The organism is Streptomyces galbus (assembly GCF_005280195.1).
GTDB lineage: Bacteria > Actinomycetota > Actinomycetes > Streptomycetales > Streptomycetaceae > Streptomyces > Streptomyces galbus.
The window spans coordinates 140,209-156,751 of the sequence record NZ_SZPR01000002.1; the positions used below are offsets into that span (position 1 = coordinate 140,209).

General features: G+C 74.5%; 8 protein-coding genes. All 8 read right to left on the reverse strand.

Annotation, left to right across the window (positions count from 1 at the left end; all coding sequences use genetic code 11):
- Nucleotides 1–2: 2 nt before the first annotated feature.
- Nucleotides 3–4,268: a ribonuclease E/G gene (locus E4U92_RS01240; RefSeq protein ID WP_137298348.1), complete on the reverse strand. Its 4,266-nt coding sequence runs from the start codon at nucleotides 4,266–4,268 to the stop codon at nucleotides 3–5.
- A 273-nt stretch (nucleotides 4,269–4,541) separates the two neighbouring features.
- Nucleotides 4,542–5,324 (reverse strand): TIGR03936 family radical SAM-associated protein, encoded by a 783-nt coding sequence (locus tag E4U92_RS01245; protein WP_137298349.1) that lies wholly within the window; start codon nucleotides 5,322–5,324, stop codon nucleotides 4,542–4,544.
- 46 nt (nucleotides 5,325–5,370) lie between these two features.
- Nucleotides 5,371–6,528 carry an MFS transporter gene (locus tag E4U92_RS01250; RefSeq protein WP_229862301.1) on the reverse strand — a complete coding sequence of 386 codons (1,158 nt, stop codon included), beginning with the start codon at nucleotides 6,526–6,528 and terminating at the stop codon, nucleotides 5,371–5,373.
- A 72-nt stretch (nucleotides 6,529–6,600) separates the two neighbouring features.
- Nucleotides 6,601–9,246, reverse strand: coding sequence for a SpoIIE family protein phosphatase (locus tag E4U92_RS01255; protein WP_137298350.1), 2,646 nt, complete (start codon nucleotides 9,244–9,246; stop codon nucleotides 6,601–6,603).
- Between the two features lie 63 nt (nucleotides 9,247–9,309).
- On the reverse strand, nucleotides 9,310–11,259 hold the full coding sequence (locus E4U92_RS01260) for a TIGR03960 family B12-binding radical SAM protein (protein ID WP_137298351.1): 1,950 nt from the start codon (nucleotides 11,257–11,259) through the stop codon (nucleotides 9,310–9,312).
- A gap of 87 nt (nucleotides 11,260–11,346) precedes the next feature.
- Nucleotides 11,347–12,873 carry a CYTH and CHAD domain-containing protein gene (locus E4U92_RS01265; RefSeq protein WP_137298352.1) on the reverse strand — a complete coding sequence of 509 codons (1,527 nt, stop codon included), beginning with the start codon at nucleotides 12,871–12,873 and terminating at the stop codon, nucleotides 11,347–11,349.
- Between the two features lie 77 nt (nucleotides 12,874–12,950).
- A complete protein-coding gene (gene rodA / locus E4U92_RS01270) occupies nucleotides 12,951–14,150 on the reverse strand; it encodes a rod shape-determining protein RodA (protein WP_137298353.1) in 1,200 nt (399 codons plus the stop codon).
- Nucleotides 14,147–16,432 (reverse strand): penicillin-binding protein 2, encoded by a 2,286-nt coding sequence (mrdA, locus tag E4U92_RS01275; protein WP_137298354.1) that lies wholly within the window; start codon nucleotides 16,430–16,432, stop codon nucleotides 14,147–14,149. Before mrdA ends, rodA begins: the two co-directional genes overlap by 4 nt.
- Between the last annotated feature and the right edge of the window lie 111 nt (nucleotides 16,433–16,543).

Sequence of the window (16,543 nt, forward strand, 5' to 3'; positions counted from 1 at the left end):
CGTCAGTCCTCCGTGGAGGCGGACACCGACGGGGCGCTCTGCTCCGCCGCCACCGTCTTCTTGGCCGTCGCCTTGGCCGCCTTCTTGGCCGTGGTCTTCTTGGCGGCCGTCTTCTTCGCGGCGGTCTTGGTGGCCGTCGTCTTCTTGGTGGCGGCCTTCTTCGCCGTGGCCTTCTTGGCGGTCTTGCGCGCCGTCTTCTTGGCCGGAGCGGCCTCGGCCTCGTCGGCGTCCGGCGCCTGCGGCACCTCGGCGGTGCCGGACGCGTCAGCCGTCCCGGATTCCGGCTCGGACGCCGTCGACGGGACGACCACGACCGCCGTCTCCTCGGGCGCGGTGGGCGCCGTGGCCTTGCGGACCGCGCGGCGCCGCGGGCGGGCCGGGGCCGCGCTCTCGGCGGCCGGCTCGGCCGCGGGTGCCTCGGCGGCCGGCTCGGCCGCGGCCTGCGGCTGCTCCGCCGGGGCCTCGGGCTCCTGCGGCGCGGCGGCCGGCTCGGCGACCGTCACCACGGCGGCCTCCGCCCCGGCGGGCGACCCGGCCGGCGCGGTCGCCTTGCGGGTGGCGCGACGGCGGGTACGGCCCTTGGGCGCGGCCTCCTCGGCGGCCTGCTCCCGCACGGCGGGCGTCTCCTGGACCGGGGCCTCGACGACCGGGTCCTCCACGGCGACCGGCTCGGCGTGCGCCCCGGTGGCCTCGGCCGGCTGCACCGGGCGCTCCGCCTCCGTCTCGGCGGTGACGTCCTGCGCGGTCGGCGCGTCCGCCGTGGCCACGACCTCCGCGGTGCCGCCCCGCTGGGGCGCGCCCGCCGGAGCCGAGGCGCGACGGCTCGTCCGGCGACGCGACCGGCCGCGGGAGGCGGCCGCCTCGGCCTCGGCGACGCTGCTGTACAGCTCCTCGTCCGGGGCGAAGTCCGGCGAGGGCAGCGCGACCGGCTCGTCGGCACGCTCGGTCTCCGGCGCGGACGGCGCGGTGCCGTCGGCGGTCCCGGCCGGCCCGGCGACGGCCTCGTGCTCGTGGCCGTGACCGTGGTCGTGGCCGTGCTCGTGGTCGTCGGCGCCGCGCCCGCGCTTCTTGCGCTTGCCGCCGCCACCGCCCGTGGTGGCCGGCTGGTCGAGGTGGACGATGACCCCGCGCCCGTTGCAGTGGACGCAGGTCTCCGAGAACGACTCCAGCAGGCCCTGGCCGACCCGCTTGCGGGTCATCTGGACCAGGCCCAGCGAGGTGACCTCGGCGACCTGGTGCTTGGTGCGGTCCCGGCCCAGGCACTCCAGCAGGCGCCGCAGCACCAGGTCCCGGTTCTGCTCCAGCACCATGTCGATGAAGTCGATGACGATGATGCCGCCGAGGTCGCGCAGCCGGAGCTGGCGCACGATCTCCTCGGCCGCCTCCAGGTTGTTCCTGGTGACCGTCTCCTCGAGGTTGCCGCCTTGGCCGGTGAACTTGCCGGTGTTGACGTCGACGACGACCATCGCCTCGGTCCGGTCGATCACCAGCGAACCGCCGCTGGGCAGCCAGACCTTGCGGTCCAGGGCCTTGGCGAGCTGCTCGTCGATCCGGTAAGTGGCGAAGACGTCGACCTCGGAGGTCCACTTCGACAGACGGTCGGCGAGGTCCGGCGCGACGTGCGCGACGTACCCGTGGATCGTCTGCCACGCCTCGTCACCGCTGACGACGACCTTGGTGAAGTCCTCGTTGAAGATGTCGCGCACGACCCGGACGGTCATGTCCGGCTCGCCGTACAGCAGCGTCGGGGCGTTGCCGTTCTTCGCCTTCTTCTGGATGTCCTCCCACTGCGCCTGCAGCCGCTCCACGTCGCGGCGCAGCTCGTCCTCGCTCGCGCCCTCGGCCGCGGTGCGCACGATCACGCCCGCGTCCTCGGGGACGATCTTCTTGAGGATGGTCTTCAGGCGCGCCCGCTCGGTGTCGGGCAGCTTGCGGCTGATGCCCGTCATCGAGCCCTCGGGCACGTAGACGAGGTAGCGGCCCGGCAGGGAGACCTGGCTGGTCAGGCGGGCGCCCTTGTGGCCGATCGGGTCCTTGGTCACCTGGACCAGGACCGACTGGCCGGACTTGAGGGCGGCCTCGATGCGCCGGGGGCCGTTGGCCATGCCGAGCGCCTCGAAGTTGACCTCACCGGCGTACAGGACGGCGTTGCGGCCCTTGCCGATGTCGATGAAGGCGGCCTCCATCGACGGCAGCACGTTCTGGACCTTGCCCAGGTAGACGTTGCCGACGTACGAGGTCGACTGCTCCTTGTTGACGTAGTGCTCGACGAGCACGCCGTCCTCCAGGACGCCGATCTGCGTGCGGTCGCCGTGCTGGCGGACGACCATCACCCGCTCGACGGCCTCGCGCCGGGCCAGGAACTCGGCCTCGGTGATGATCGGCACCCGGCGGCGGCCCTGCTCGCGGCCCTCGCGGCGGCGCTGCTTCTTCGCCTCCAGACGCGTCGAGCCCTTGATGGACTGGACCTCGTCGGACGGCTCGGCGGCCTTGCGCGGCTCGCGGACCTTGACGACGGTCCGCTCGGGGTCGTCGTCGGACGACTCGGCGTCGGAGGCACCGTCACCGGCCCGGCGACGGCGGCGACGCCGACGGCGGCTGCCCGCGGTGGACGGGCCGGAGTCCTCGCCGTGCGCCTCCTCGGCGTCCTCTTCCTCCTGCTCGGCGGTGTCCTCGGCGTCCTGCTCGGCCTGCTCGGCGGCCTGCTCCTCGACGTCGGACTCGCCGTCCGCGCCCTCGCCGTCACCGTCGGCGGCGTCGCCCCGGCGGCGACGGCGGCCACCCCGGCGGCGGCGGCGCCGCGAACCGGTGTCCTCGCTGTCCTCGCCCTCGGCGCTGTCCTCGGCGTCGTCGGCGTCCTCGGGCTCGTCCGGCTCCTGGGCGGCGGGCTCGGGCGCGCGGGCGGTCTCCGGCGTCTGGAACGTGGGCTCGGGGGTCTCGTCGCCCTGGGCGGCGCCCCGGCGACGGCGGCGGCGCCGGGACCCGGCGCCCTGCTCCTCGGGGAGCTCCTCGGCCTCGGGGGCCTCGGGCTCCGCCACGGCGGCAGCGGCCTCGGCGGCGGCCCGCTCGGGCGTCTGGAAGCTCGGCTCGGCGAACACCGGCTGCTGGAACACGGCCACGGCGGGCCGGGCCGGACGGCGCGGGGCGTCGCCCTCGCCTCCGCGCTCACCGGCGCCCCGGGCGGGCTCGGAGAAGCCGGCGGCGGCCTTGCGGACGACCCGGCGGCGGCCCCGGCGGCCGGTCGTCTCCTCGGCGGCCTGCTCGCGCGCGGCCGGGGCCTCGTCGGCGACGGGCGCCTGCGCGGCGGTGCCGGCGGCTGGCGCCGGTGTCGCGGAGGTGTCGGCGGGCACGTCGGCGGCGGCCTCGGCGGCCTCCGCCTCGTCGGCGCGGGCGGCGGCGGTCTCCGGCGCGGACACCCGGCGGGTGGCGCGGCGGCGGGAGCGGCGGGGAGCGGCGTCCTCGGCGGCGGGGGCGTCGGCCTCCGTGACGGCGGGCGCCTCGGCGGACTCCTCCGGCACGGCGACGGGGGCGTCGGCCTGCGGGTCACCGACGGCCTCGGCGGTCTCGGCGGCCTTCGGCGCACCGGCGGGCGCGGACGCCCGGCGACCGGCGCGACGGCGGGTGCGGGCCGGGGGTGCCGCCTCGTCGGCGGCGGCCTCGGTGGTGGACGGCGTGTCCGCAGCGGTGGCCTCCTCGGCCACGGGGGCCGCGGGCACGACGGTCTCGGCGGCCTCGGCCGCGGCGGGGGCACCGGCGGGCGCGGAGGCGCGGCGGGTGGCCCTGCGGCGCGAGCGGCCGGCGGGCGCGGGCTCCTCGGCGGGCGCGGAGACCTCGTCGGCGGGCGCGCTCACGTCGGCCGCGGGGGCCGGGGCCACGGCGGGCACCACGGTCTCGGCGGCCTCGGCGGTGGCCGGCGCCCCGGTGGGTGCGGAGACGCGGCGCGTGACCCGGCGCCGGGCGCGGCGCGGTGCCGCCTCCTCGTCGGAGGCGACGGCGGCCGCGGGGTCGGCGGCCTGCGCGGTGTCGGCGGGTGCGGGGGTGTCCGTCACCGCGGCGGCAGCGGAGGCCTCCTCGGCCTCGTCCGTCTCGGTGTCCCCGTCGGCCGGTACGGCCGGCAGGGTGGTCTCCGCAGGCGTCCCCGAGGCCCCGGCCGGCGGACCGGCGGGGCGCGAAGCGGCCCTGCGCCGGCGGCGCGGCGGCAGGGTGCCGCTGGGGGTGTTGTCCTCGGAGCCCGTGGTGGACTCGGTGGGTTCGGTCGGCTCGAGCATGCGGGCGTTTCTCCCGTCAGGCTCCCGGGCGCCGCACCTGGTCCGGAGCCGATCCTGGGATCGGCCACCGTTGACGTCCGCGGCTCGCGCGATGCGCGGTGCCGCCGTCCGGGGCGCGGGCGCCGCACGGGAGCTCTCTGTGTCCTGTCTCGCCGGTTCCGTACGCCGATTTGCGTACGGCCTGGCGAAAGTCTTCTGGTCGGTGCGCTGCCCGACCCAGGTGGCTCCCGAGTCCGAGGGCGGCGCTACGACGTCCGTCCTTCGCGGGACCTTCTACGCCGGCGCCGACGCGGCGGCGGCGTGATCGGCCGTGTCGAGGGCCGTCGCCGCCTCGCGGTCGGGCGCGAGCGGGTCGGTCACCGTGCCGGTCTCTTCATCGAGCAGCCCCTGCGCCAGCCTGGTCACCGCAGCGGGGACCGGCGGCGCCAGGTCGGCCACGGCGCGGAGACCGGACAGGACGTCGTCGGGTCGTACGGCAGGCGTCACGTGCCGAACAACCAGCCGCAGTATCGCACAGGGCTGGTCGCTCGGCCTATCAGCCCGCGAACTGTGCGTTTCCGTCGCGGGCAGGCTCTGCAGGTCCACCACGGCGGAACGGGCGTCGAACGTGCGGACGCCGTTCTTGGTGAGGCGCTGCACCTCGACGGTGCCGGCCGCCCGGAAGGCGGCCACCGCGCGGTCGGCGTCGGCCGGGTCCACGCCGTCGAGCCGCAGCTCCCACACGGAAGCCGTCAGCCGGTCGGCGAGCCCCGACGTGTGCGCCTCGACCGCCTCGACCACGTCGAGCCCGGGGGGCAGCGACTCGTCGAGGAGGACGCGCAGCGTCTCGGGGTCACGCGCCGCGGTGAGCGCGATCTCCAGGTACTCCGCCTCACTGCCCGTGCCGGTGGGTGCGGCATTGGCGTACGACACCTTCGGGTGCGGCGTGAAGCCGGCCGAGTAGGCCATCGGCACCTCGGCACGGCGCAACGCGCGCTCGAAGGCGCGCTGGAAGTCACGGTGGCTGGTGAACCGGAGGCGGCCGCGCTTGGTGTAGCGCAGTCGGATGCGCTGCACCGCGGGTGCGGGCGGCGGGCCTTCGGGCTGTCGCTTGCCCAGTGTCCTAGTCCTTCGTGAGATGCGTGAGTGCGGTGGTACTGCCATCAAGAGTACGTCCCGCGGGCCGCCGGGGTTCCCGGGAGGCCGGGGCGTCCCTCTGCGGGAGTTCCCCGAACAGCGCGCGACGAACATCGGCGCGGGCCTGCCGGACCGTCTCGCGGGCCGCCGCGAGGGCCTGGCGTGCGGCCCGTCCGGCGCCGCGCACCGCCTGTGCGGCGGGCCGCAGCACGGCGTCCCGCACGACGTGGCCCACCGGGGTGAGCACAGCGCGGTACACCCAGCGGACCGGTTCGACGACGACCCACCGGAAGAGGGCCGCCAGGAACCGGCCGACGGCCGGCGAGACGTACCCGGCGACCCGCCACGCGTGTCCGAGGGCCTGTCCCAGCTCACGGCCGACGACCCCGAGGACCCGTCCGACGGGCACGAGCACCCACCGCCGGAGCGCCGCCGCGGGCGCCACCAGGAGGACCCGGCCGGACCAGAGAAGCGCGGCCGCGCCTCCGGTGAGGACCACCCCGACGAGCCGGGCCACGCCCCGCGCGCACGAGGCGAGGGCACGACCCGCCGGGGTGAGCACCCGGGCGTACAGCCAGAGGGCGGGCACGGCGACCAGGTAGCGCAGGAGCCAGCGCACCGGCACGACCACGAGATGGCGGCCGAGCCACACGGCGCCGGCCCACAGGCCGGTCCCGACGGCGGCGAGGACGGCTCCGCCACTCCTGAGCAGCCACCACCCGCCCTGCCCCAGGGGCGTCAGCACGCGCGCGTACAGCCACACCAGTCCCCGTCCCAGGGGCGCGAGCAGATACCGCTGCGCCCACCTGGCCGGCACCACGACGAGCATCCGCGCCAGCCACGCGAGCCCCCGCCCGGCCGGTACCAGCACCCACCGCCACAGCGCGACGAACGGCCACACGCACACCGCCCGCGCCAGCCACACCAGCGCCCGGCCGACGGGCCGCCCCACCGTGCGGTACAGGAACCGCCCGGCGGCGGCCAGCGCGTCCCAGGCCATCCGCACCGGCACGACCAGCACCAGCGCGACGATCCGCACGGGCATCCGGATCGCGACGACGAGGCACCCCTCGGGCGCCCCCGCCCCGCCCGGTCTTCGACCGGACGGCCCCTGCGACCGCTTCTCCAGCTCCACGTGGTCCATACCGACACAGACGCGGCGGGGGACGGGACGGATGCAGGTCGGCCCGGGTCGGCCGGGGCGCGGGCGGCGCCGTCAGGCCGGGGCGCCCGGCGCCGTCGGGCGCAGGGCGAGCAGGGCGATGTCGTCCGTGGTGTCGGCGCCGAACGCGATGACCAGCTCGTCGCAGAACACCTCCAGCGGGTCCCCGGCGTGGGCGGCGGCGTGCCGGCCCAGGCGGGTCATCGCGTCGGTGAGGGACTCCCCGCGGCGTTCGATGAGCCCGTCGGTGAACAGCAGCAGGGTCGAGCCGGGCGGCAGCGGCTCGCACGCGGAGGGGCGGGGCAGGTCGGGGTCCATGCCGATGAGCACGCCCCGGCCCCCGTCGAGGTAGCGGGCCTGTCCCGCCGGCGTGATCAGCAGCGGCGGCAGGTGGCCGGCGGAGGAGTGGTGCAGGACCGTCGCCCCGCCGTCGAGCCTGACCAGGGCGTACACGCACGTGGCCGTGGAGCGCTGGTCGAGGGTGTGGCTCGCCAGGTCGAGGCGACGCAGCACGTCGCCGGGCGGCTCCTGCCGGTCGACGGCGATGCCGCGCAGCATGTTGCGCAGCGCGCTCATCGCGACGGCCGCCTTCAGGTCGTGGCCGGCCACGTCCCCCACGACCAGCGCGGTCTCGCCGCCCGGCAGGAGGAAGGCGTCGTACCAGTCACCGCCGACCTCGGCGGTGCTGCGGGACGGCAGGTAGCGCGCGGCCAGCTCCAGCCGGTCGCAGCGGGGCAGGGTCGGCAGCAGGGCACGCTGGAGCTGTTCGGCGCTGGAGTGGACGGACTGGTGCAGCCGCGCGTTGTCCACCCCGAGCGCGATCCCCCGGACGAGTTCCGCGATCAGCGGGACGTCCCGCCGGGTGAAGGGGTGCTCGTCCCGTACGCGCACCAGGGTCAGGGCGCCGAAGATGCGTCCCTGCGCGCGCAGCGGCGCGACGACGGCGCTGCTCCCGCCGAGCTGGTCCACCAGCGCCCGTTGCCGTGCGTCCACGCGGCTGTGGCCCCGGCCGAGCGGCGGGGAGTCGGTCAGCAGCAGCGGGCCCGCACCGCGCAGCACCCGCGGCAGCGGGCCGCGGGCGTCGGCGGTCAGCGGCGGGAACCTGCCGAAGTGCTCCCCGGCGACCGTGACCCGGTCGTCGCGGTGGACGATGCAGACCCGCACCAGCCGGCCCTGCTCGTCCAGCAGGTCGGCCGTGCACCAGTCGGCGAGCGACCGGGTCAGGACGTGGCAGGTCCGGCGCAGCCCCTCGTCCAGGTCGAGGGTGCCGGCCAGTGCCTGGCCGGTGTCGGCGAACAGCTCCAGCCACTCCGGCGCCGCGGTGCCCGCGCGCAGGGCGGCCCGCGTCCGGTGCGGCGTGGCGGGCGGGAGCCCGGCGGACGCGGCCGGCCGGGTGGCGGGCCGGTCGTCGGACGGGCCGCCGGGCGGGGCGGGGGGCGCGGTCGTCGCGGAGAGCTGGGCGACGAACACGGTGCGCCCGTCGACCGCCTCCTGCGTCTGGACGGCGAGGCGCACGGGGATCTGCCGGCCGTCGCGGTGCAGGGCGGGCACCGGCACGGACCGGCCGAGGATGCGGGGCTCGCCGGTCAGCAGCAGCGAGGTGAAGGCGGTCACGTGGCGGTGGCGCAGGTGCTCGGGCATCAGCACCGTCAGCCGCTGCCCGACCAGTTCGTGCGGCTGCCAGCCGAGCAGGCCCGCCGCGGCCTCGTTCACCGCGATGATGCGGTTGCGGTCGTCGGCCGCCACGGTCGGCACCTGGGCGGCCTCGGCCTCGCTCGCGTCCCACGGCCCCAGGTCCCTGCTGACCGACCCGGTCACACCGGACGCCAGGGTCCACGCGGTGGCGGGTCCGCCGGAGAGCTGGCCGGCGATCTGGTCGAGCAGCCAGTGGCGGAAGGCCCGGATCTGCGGCAGGGCGGGCAGGGTGAGCAGGCTGCCCTGCTGGGCCAGCGCGTCGGCCCCGTCGAGGACCCGGCGCAGCGTGGCGACCGCGCCGGCGGAGTCGGCGGGGAAGGCGACGCGCAGGGAGAGCGTCGAGCTGTCGGGGGTCTCCTGTTCGACGGCGGCCGTCATGCAGGCGCCGATCGTGTGGCTCATGTCCTGCGCGACGACGAGGTCCCGCGGCGACACGCCGGTGCCGGTGCCCGGCGCCCCGTCGGTGGCGGCCCCGGCGAGGTGCGTCTCGCGCAGCAGCGCCTCCCAGTGCTGCTGCGCCGCCCCGTACAGGGCGTAGGGTACGTCGTTCAGCGTCACGGTCACCCGTGCGGCGGGTGGCGCCACCGTCTCCCAGGGGGACAGCGGAGGCACGGGCGCGCCGGGCCACAGCTCGAACCAGACCGTCTTGCGCTCCGCGCCGCTGTGCACCCCGTGACCGGAGGACAGCTCCTCCACCAGCGCCAGGCCCCGGCCGGTCGTGGCGTAGGGGTGGCGCTCGTGCGGCACCAGCCCGCGGTCCGGCCGCCGGTCGGCGACCCGTACGTGGGCCTGCCCGTCGACCTGCCAGGCCCAGACCTCCGCCTCGGTCCGCGCGTGCAGGATCACGTTGGTGACCAGCTCACCGGCCAGCAGGGCGGCGGTCTGCACCACGTCCGGGTCGACCCCGTCGAGCGCCGCCCGTACGAACGAGCGGGCCGCCGCGACGTTCGCCGGCTGGGGAGCCAGGCGCCGCGACGGCACGCCGGGAGGGATGGGGCTGCCCATGACGGCTGGGTGCCCAGAAACACCCGGACGAAAAGGGCACAAGCGGCAGCCGGGAGGCGGCCCTCAGTGCGTGTGCCCGCTCCCCGCCGGCTGCTTGACCGTCAGCGGCAGCAGCTTCTTGCCCGTCGGGCCGATCTGGATCTGGGTGTCCATCGCCGGGCAGACACCGCAGTCGAAGCACGGCGTCCAGCGGCAGTCGTCGACCTCGGTCTCGTCGAGGGCGTCCTGCCAGTCCTCCCAGAGCCAGTCCTTGTCCAGGCCGGAGTCGAGGTGGTCCCAGGGCAGGACCTCCTCGTAGCCGCGCTCGCGGGTGGTGTACCAGTCGACGTCCACGCCGAACGGGGCCAGCGCCTTCTCCGCGCACGCCATCCAGCGGTCGTAGGAGAAGTGCTCGCGCCAGCCGTCGAAGCGGCCGCCGTCCTCGTAGACCGCCTGGATGACCGCGCCGATCCGGCGGTCGCCGCGGGACAGCAGGCCCTCGACGATGCCGGGCTTGCCGTCGTGGTAGCGGAAGCCGATCGAGCGGCCGTACTTCTTGTCGCCGCGGATCTTGTCGCGCAGCTTGGCCAGGCGGGCGTCGGTCTCCTCGGCGGAGAGCTGGGGCGCCCACTGGAACGGCGTGTGCGGCTTGGGCACGAATCCGCCGATGGACACCGTGCAGCGGATGTCGTTGGCGCCCGAGACCTCGCGGCCCTTCTGGATCACGCGGGTCGCCATGTCGGCGATCTGCAGGACGTCCTCGTCGGTCTCGGTGGGCAGGCCGCACATGAAGTACAGCTTCACCTGGCGCCAGCCGTTGCCGTAGGCCGTCGCGACCGTCCTGATCAGGTCCTCTTCCGAGACCATCTTGTTGATGACCTTGCGCATCCGCTCCGAGCCGCCCTCGGGGGCGAACGTCAGGCCGGAGCGGCGGCCGTTGCGGGTCAGCTCGTTGGCCAGGTCCACGTTGAAGGCGTCGACCCGGGTGGACGGCAGGGACAGGCCGATCTTGTCGTCCTCGTAGCGGTCCGCGAGGCCCTTGGCGATGTCGCCGATCTCCGAGTGGTCCGCGGAGGACAGGGACAGCAGGCCGACCTCCTCGAAGCCGGTCGCTTTCAGGCCCTTCTCGACCATGTCGCCGATGCCCGTGATGGAGCGCTCGCGCACCGGGCGGGTGATCATGCCGGCCTGGCAGAAGCGGCAGCCGCGGGTGCAGCCGCGGAAGATCTCCACCGACATCCGCTCGTGGACCGTCTCGGCCAGCGGCACCAGGGGCTGCTTGGGGTAGGGCCACTCGTCGAGGTCCATCACGGTGTGCTTGGACACCCGCCACGGCACGCCCGACCGGTTCGGCACGACGCGGGCGATCCGGCCGTCCGGCAGGTACTCCACGTCGTAGAAGCGCGGGATGTACACGCCGCCCGTGCGCGCCAGGCGGAACAGGACCTCCTCGCGGCCGCCGGGCCGGCCCTCCGCCTTCCACTCGCGCACGATGCGCGTGATGTCGAGGACGGCCTGCTCGCCGTCGCCGATCACGGCCGCGTCGATGAAGTCCGCGATCGGCTCCGGGTTGAACGCGGCGTGCCCGCCGGCCAGGACGATCGGGTCGTCGACCGTGCGCTCGCGGGCGTGCAGCGGGATGCCCGCGAGGTCCAGGGCCGCCAGCATGTTCGTGTAGCCCAGCTCGGTCGAGAAGGACAGGCCGAACACGTCGAAGGCCTTCACCGGGCGGTGGCTGTCCACGGTGAACTGCGGGACGCCGTGCTCCCGCATGAGGGCCTCGAGGTCCGGCCACACGCTGTAGGTGCGCTCGGCGAGGACGCCCTCCTGCTCGTTGAGGACCTCGTAGAGGATCATGACGCCCTGGTTGGGCAGACCGACCTCGTAGGCGTCCGGGTACATCAGCGCCCAGCGGACGTCGCAGCCGTCCCAGTCCTTGACGGTGGAGTTGAGCTCGCCGCCCACGTACTGGATCGGCTTCTGCACATGCGGGAGCAAGGCTTCGAGCTGCGGGAAGACCGACTCGACAGACATCGCGGGATTACCTTCGTGAGCTGACAGGAGTGACCATCCAGCCTAACCCGCCCACGGGGCCCGCCCGACCGCCCGGCCGATCGGGCGTCACACCGCCGTCGCCCGCCGGACCTTCTCCCAGCGCTCGGGCAGCGCCGCCTCGCTCAGCGCCGCGCGGTGCTCCTCGCGGCCGTAGAGCACGCCGTACGTGAACGCGCTCTCCCCCGCCGCGTGCGCGACGGCGGCCAGCTCGCCCAGGGTCGTGCGGGCCATCACGCTGTCCTGGTGCTCGCCCAGCACCTTCTGCACCGACTTCACGGACTTCACCAGCTTGCGGGCCGGCGCACCGACCGCCGGCTCGGCCGCCTCGGCCGCGTACCGGGTGCGCTTGGCCCGCTTGCGGGCCTCGTGCAGCGCCACGTCGCGGTCCTGCCCCGCCGGCAGCCACAGGGCCTGTTCGACCAGCTCCGACAGCTTGCGGACGTCCTTGCGGACCGCCTTGGCGGCCACCTTCCCGGGCTTCGCGGCCGCCGCCCGGCGCAGCGGCGGGTCGGCGAGCAGGGCGTCCAGCGTGTCGAGCAGGGCCAGGTAGCGGGGGGACTCGAGGACGCCGACCAGGTGCCGCCGGGAGCCGCTGTGCCGCTCCCGGGCCCAGGTGCCCAGCCGGTCGCGGACCGGGCCGGCCACGAGGGTGCGGGGCAGGTCGTCGAGGGCGGCGGTGAGGTGCGCGGTCAGCACCTCGCGGTCGCGGTCCACGCCCAGCTCACCGGCCAGCCACTTCAGCTCCGCGCCGACCGGGTCGGTGACGGCGCGGTCGAGGACCTTGGCGTAACTGCGGAAGGCGCTGCGCGTGCGGCGGGTGGCGACCCGCATCCGGTGCACGGCGTCGGGCACCTCCAGCCGGACCGCCGGGTCGAGCGCGACGATCGCGTCCCGCTGCTCGCGCAGGTACGCCAGCACGTACTCACCGGCCGTGAGGTCACCGCCGGACGACTTCTTCTTGCCGCCGCCCTTGCCGGAGCCGGCGTCGCGCGGGGCGGGGTCCGTCTCCGCCAGGGCCCGTGCCAGCTTCGACGGGGACTTCGCCGGCCGTACGCCCGCCTTGCGCAGCCGCTCGTCGACCAGTTCCAGGAAGGCCGGGTCGCCGCCGTCGGCCAGCTCGACCTCGATCTCGGTCCACTGCGCCGTACCGCTGCCCCCGCTGAGCCGCTCGGCCCGCACCGCGTCCAGGCTGACCTCGGCGAGCAGCGCCCCGGAGCCGTCCACGAGATGGCGCACGTCGCGCGCGGAGCGCAGCCGCACCACGGGCACCGGCTCGCCGTCGCGGACGCGGGAGCGCACCAGCGCGGCCAGGGCGGGCGGGAGGGTGCCGGACAGCGGGGCCCGGATCTCGTCCCGGACGCCCGGGGAGACCGGGAGCTTGAGGTGCCAGCCCGCGTCGGAGCCTCCGGTGCGGCGGCGCAGGGTGACGGAGGCGGCGGCGAGCCGCAGGTCGGGGGTGTCGTAGTAGGTGGCGTCCAGTTCGGCGACGCCCTGGTCGAGGACGGCCGCCACCCCGGGGACACCGGTGAGGTCCGGGAGTCCGTCGTCGTCGGATGCGTACTTGCGTTCGATCTCGCGCTTCGTCTCCACCATGAGCCGACTCTAGTTCCGGCCGGCGGGCGACGGCAGTGCGCGGGCGGTGCGCCGGGGCGTCGCCGGCGCACCCGCCCTCAGGCCGACAGCGGCCGCTGCACCTTGATCGACTGCAGCAGTCCCACCGCCACCCACACGGCGAACATCGACGTGCCGCCGTACGACACGAACGGCAGCGGCAGGCCCGTGACCGGCATGATGCCGAGGGTCATGCCGACGTTCTCGAAGGACTGGAAGGCGAACCAGGCCACGATCCCCGCCGCGACCACCGTGCCGTACAGGTCGCTGGAGTCGCGGGCGATCCGGCAGGCCCGCCACAGCACCACACCGAGCAGCACGATGATCAGGCCGGCGCCGACGAAGCCCAGCTCCTCGCCCGCGACCGTGAAGACGAAGTCGGTCTGCTGCTCCGGCACGAACTGCCCGGTGGTCTGCGAGCCGTGGAACAGCCCGGCGCCGGTCAGCCCGCCCGAGCCGATGGCGATGCGGGCCTGGTTGGTGTTGTAGCCGACGCCCGCCGGGTCGAGCTCGGGGTTGGCGAAGGCGGCGAAGCGGGCGATCTGGTAGTCGTCCAGGATGTGCAGCTGCCAGACCGCGACCGCGCCCAGGGCGCCCGCGCCGAGCAGGCCGAAGATCCAGCGGTTGGAGGCGCCGGAGGCCAGCAGCACGCCCAGCACGATGATCACCATGACCATGACCGAGCCCAGGTCGGGCATCAGCATCACGATCAGCATCGGCACCGCGGCCAGGCCCAGCGCCTGCAGCACCGTGCGGTGGTCGGGGTGGGGCTTGTCGCCCGCGTCGACCCGCGCCGACAGCAGCATCGCCATGCCGAGGATGATCGTGATCTTCACGAACTCCGAGGGCTGGAGCGAGAAGCCGCCGCCCAGCACGATCCAGGAGTGGGCGCCGTTGACCGTGGAGCCCAGCGGGGTGAGCACCAGCAGGATGCCGAGGACCGACAGGCCGTACAGGACCGGCACCGCGTTGCGCAGGGTGCGGTGGCCGAGCCAGATCGTGCCGATCATCAGGGCCAGCCCGATGCCGGTGTTCATGGCGTGCCGGATCAGGAAGTAGTACGGGTCACCCTGGTTGATCTCGGTGCGGTTGCGGGTCGCGGAGAACACCAGCAGCGAGCCGATGAAGGACAGGGCGATGGCCGCGAGCAGTATCGGCCAGTCCAGCCGCCGGGCCATCGCGTCCCGGGCGAAGACCCGGGTCCAGCCGGCCCGCTCGGGTCCGTACCCGGAGACGGAGAAACTGTTCGCGCCGGTCATGAGCACGCCCTCCGGCTTCCTCGCCCGCGTCCTCTCCGGCGTTGCCGGCGCCGGGTGTCGCGGTTGGCTGTCCCGGTCGACCCCGTGGTCGCCGCGGGCTGGGTCCCGTCGGGTGCGGTGGTCCCCTGCGAGGTGGCCTTCTGGGCGGCCTCCTCGTCGGCCAGGGCGTCCTTCGCCGGGTCCTTGGAGATCTTCGGGGAGGTGATCGAACCGTCCGCCTGGATCTTCGGCAGGGCGGCCTGCGGGGCGGGGAGCAGCGCCTTCTTCTTGTCGATCGTGCCGTCCGCCTGGACGCCGTACATCGCGCTGTAGATGTTGCGCACGGCCTCACCGGAGGCGCCCGAACCCGTACCGGCCTGGGCGATGGTCATGATGACCGTGTAGTCCTTGGTGTAGGTCGCCAGCCACGACGTGGTCTGCTTGCCGTAGACCTCGGCCGTGCCCGTCTTGGCGTGCAGCGGGATCTGCTCCTGCGGCCAGCCGGTGAACTTCCACGCGGCCGTACCGCGCGTCACCACGCCCGCCAGGGCCTGGTCCATGCCCTTGAGGGTGGCCTTGGTGATCGGCAGCCTGCCCTGCTTCCTCGGCTTGATCTCGCTGACCGTCTTGCCGTCGGCGCTGACGATCGCCTTGCCGATGGTCGGGTGGTACATGGTGCCGCCGTTGGCGAGGGCACCGTAGATCACGGCCTCCTGGATCGGCGTGACGAGGGTGTCGCCCTGGCCGATGGAGTAGTTGATCTCGTCACCGGCGCGCATCTTGTTGCCCTCGAGGCAGTTCTCGTACGCGATCTTCTCGACGTAGCTGCCGTCCTTCTTGCCGGTCCTGCACCAGGCGTCCTTGTTGGCCTTCCAGTAGCTCTCCTTCCACTGGCGGTCCGGGACGCGGCCGGTGACCTCGTTGGGCAGGTCGAGGCCGGTCTCCTTGCCGAGGCCGAACTGGTGCGCCGCCTTGTAGAAGTAGTCCTTCGGCTCGCCCTTCTTCGGGTTGATGCCGCCGTCCTTCTTCCACTCGTTGTGCGCGAGGCCGTAGAAGACGGTGTCGCACGAGACCTCGAGGGCCCGGCCCAGCGAGATCGGGCCGAAGCTCTCGCCCTCGAAGTTGTTGAAGACCTGGCCGCCCACCGAGTAGGCGCTGGTGCAGGGGTAGTGGCCGTCGAACTCGTACCCGGCCTCGACCGCGGCGGCCGTGGAGACCACCTTGAACGTCGAACCGGGCGCCGCCTGACCCTGTATGGCCCGGTTGAGCAGCGGGTAGTCGGACTTCTTGCCGGTGAGCCGGGCGTAGTCCTTGGCGGAGATGCCGCCCACCCAGACGTTCGGGTCGTAGGTCGGCGCCGAGGCCATGGCCACGACCCGCCCGGTCTTCGCCTCCATCACCACGACCGCGCCGGAGTCCGCCTTGTAGTTGGTGCCGGTGATCTTGTCGAACTGCTGGCGGGCCTTCTTCATCGCGGCGTTCAGCTCGTACTCCGCGACCCGCTGCACGCGGGCGTCGATGCTGGTGACGAGGTTGGAGCCGGGCTCGGCCGGGGTCGCCTCGGCCTCGCCGATGACCCGGCCGAGGTTGTCCACCTCGTAGCGGGTGACGCCGGCCTTGCCGCGCAGCTGCTTGTCGTACTGCCGCTCCAGGCCGGAGCGGCCCACCTGGTCCGAGCGCAGGTACGGCGAGTCGGTGTCCTGCGCCTGCTGGATCTCGTCGTCGGTGACGGGCGAGAGGTAGCCGAGGACCTGCGCGGTGTTGGACTTGCCCGGCGCCGGGTAGCGGCGCACGGCCTGCGGCTCGGCGCTGATGCCCGGGAAGTCCTCGGCGCGCTCACGGATCTGCAGGGCCTGCTTGGGCGTGGCCTCGTCGGTGATGGGGATGGGCTGGTACGGCGAGCCGTTCCAGCAGGGCTGGGGGGTCTTGGCGTCGCACAGCCGGACCTTCATCATGACCTCGGCCGGGGCCATGCCGAGGACGGCGGCCAGCTTGGTCAGGACCGCCTTGCCGTCGTCCTTCTGCTTCAGCAGGTCGGTGCGGGACGCGGAGACGACGAGCCGTGTCTCGTTGTCGGCGAGGGGCACGCCGCGCGCGTCGAGGATCGAGCCGCGCATCGCGGGGTCGACGACCTGCTGGACGTGGTTGCCCGAGGCCTCCTTGGCGTACGCCGCGCCCTCCCGGATCTGGAGGTACCACAGGCGGCCGCCGAGGGTGCCGAGGAGGGAGAGGACGAGGATCTGGATCACGATGAGCCGGATCTGGACGCGCGGCGTCCGGCCGGTCTCGGGAATGTTGGTCACTGCGGCTGCCTCCCCCTCTCGACGCCGGACGGATGTGCGGTCGGTCGTGACCGCGTACGGATCGTGAACGAAGGGCCCGTGCGACCCGGTTCCGGCCGGGGCTCCCCCGTC

Coding starts and splice junctions, on each gene's coding strand:
- E4U92_RS01255 (WP_137298350.1), bottom strand. CDS start 9,246: ATGGGCAGCCCCATCCCTCCCGGCGTGCCGTCGCGGCGCCTGGCTCCC.
- E4U92_RS01250 (WP_229862301.1), bottom strand. CDS start 6,528: ATGGACCACGTGGAGCTGGAGAAGCGGTCGCAGGGGCCGTCCGGTCGA.
- E4U92_RS01265 (WP_137298352.1), bottom strand. CDS start 12,873: ATGGTGGAGACGAAGCGCGAGATCGAACGCAAGTACGCATCCGACGAC.
- E4U92_RS01260 (WP_137298351.1), bottom strand. CDS start 11,259: ATGTCTGTCGAGTCGGTCTTCCCGCAGCTCGAAGCCTTGCTCCCGCAT.
- rodA (WP_137298353.1), bottom strand. CDS start 14,150: ATGACCGGCGCGAACAGTTTCTCCGTCTCCGGGTACGGACCCGAGCGG.
- E4U92_RS01240 (WP_137298348.1), bottom strand. CDS start 4,268: ATGCTCGAGCCGACCGAACCCACCGAGTCCACCACGGGCTCCGAGGAC.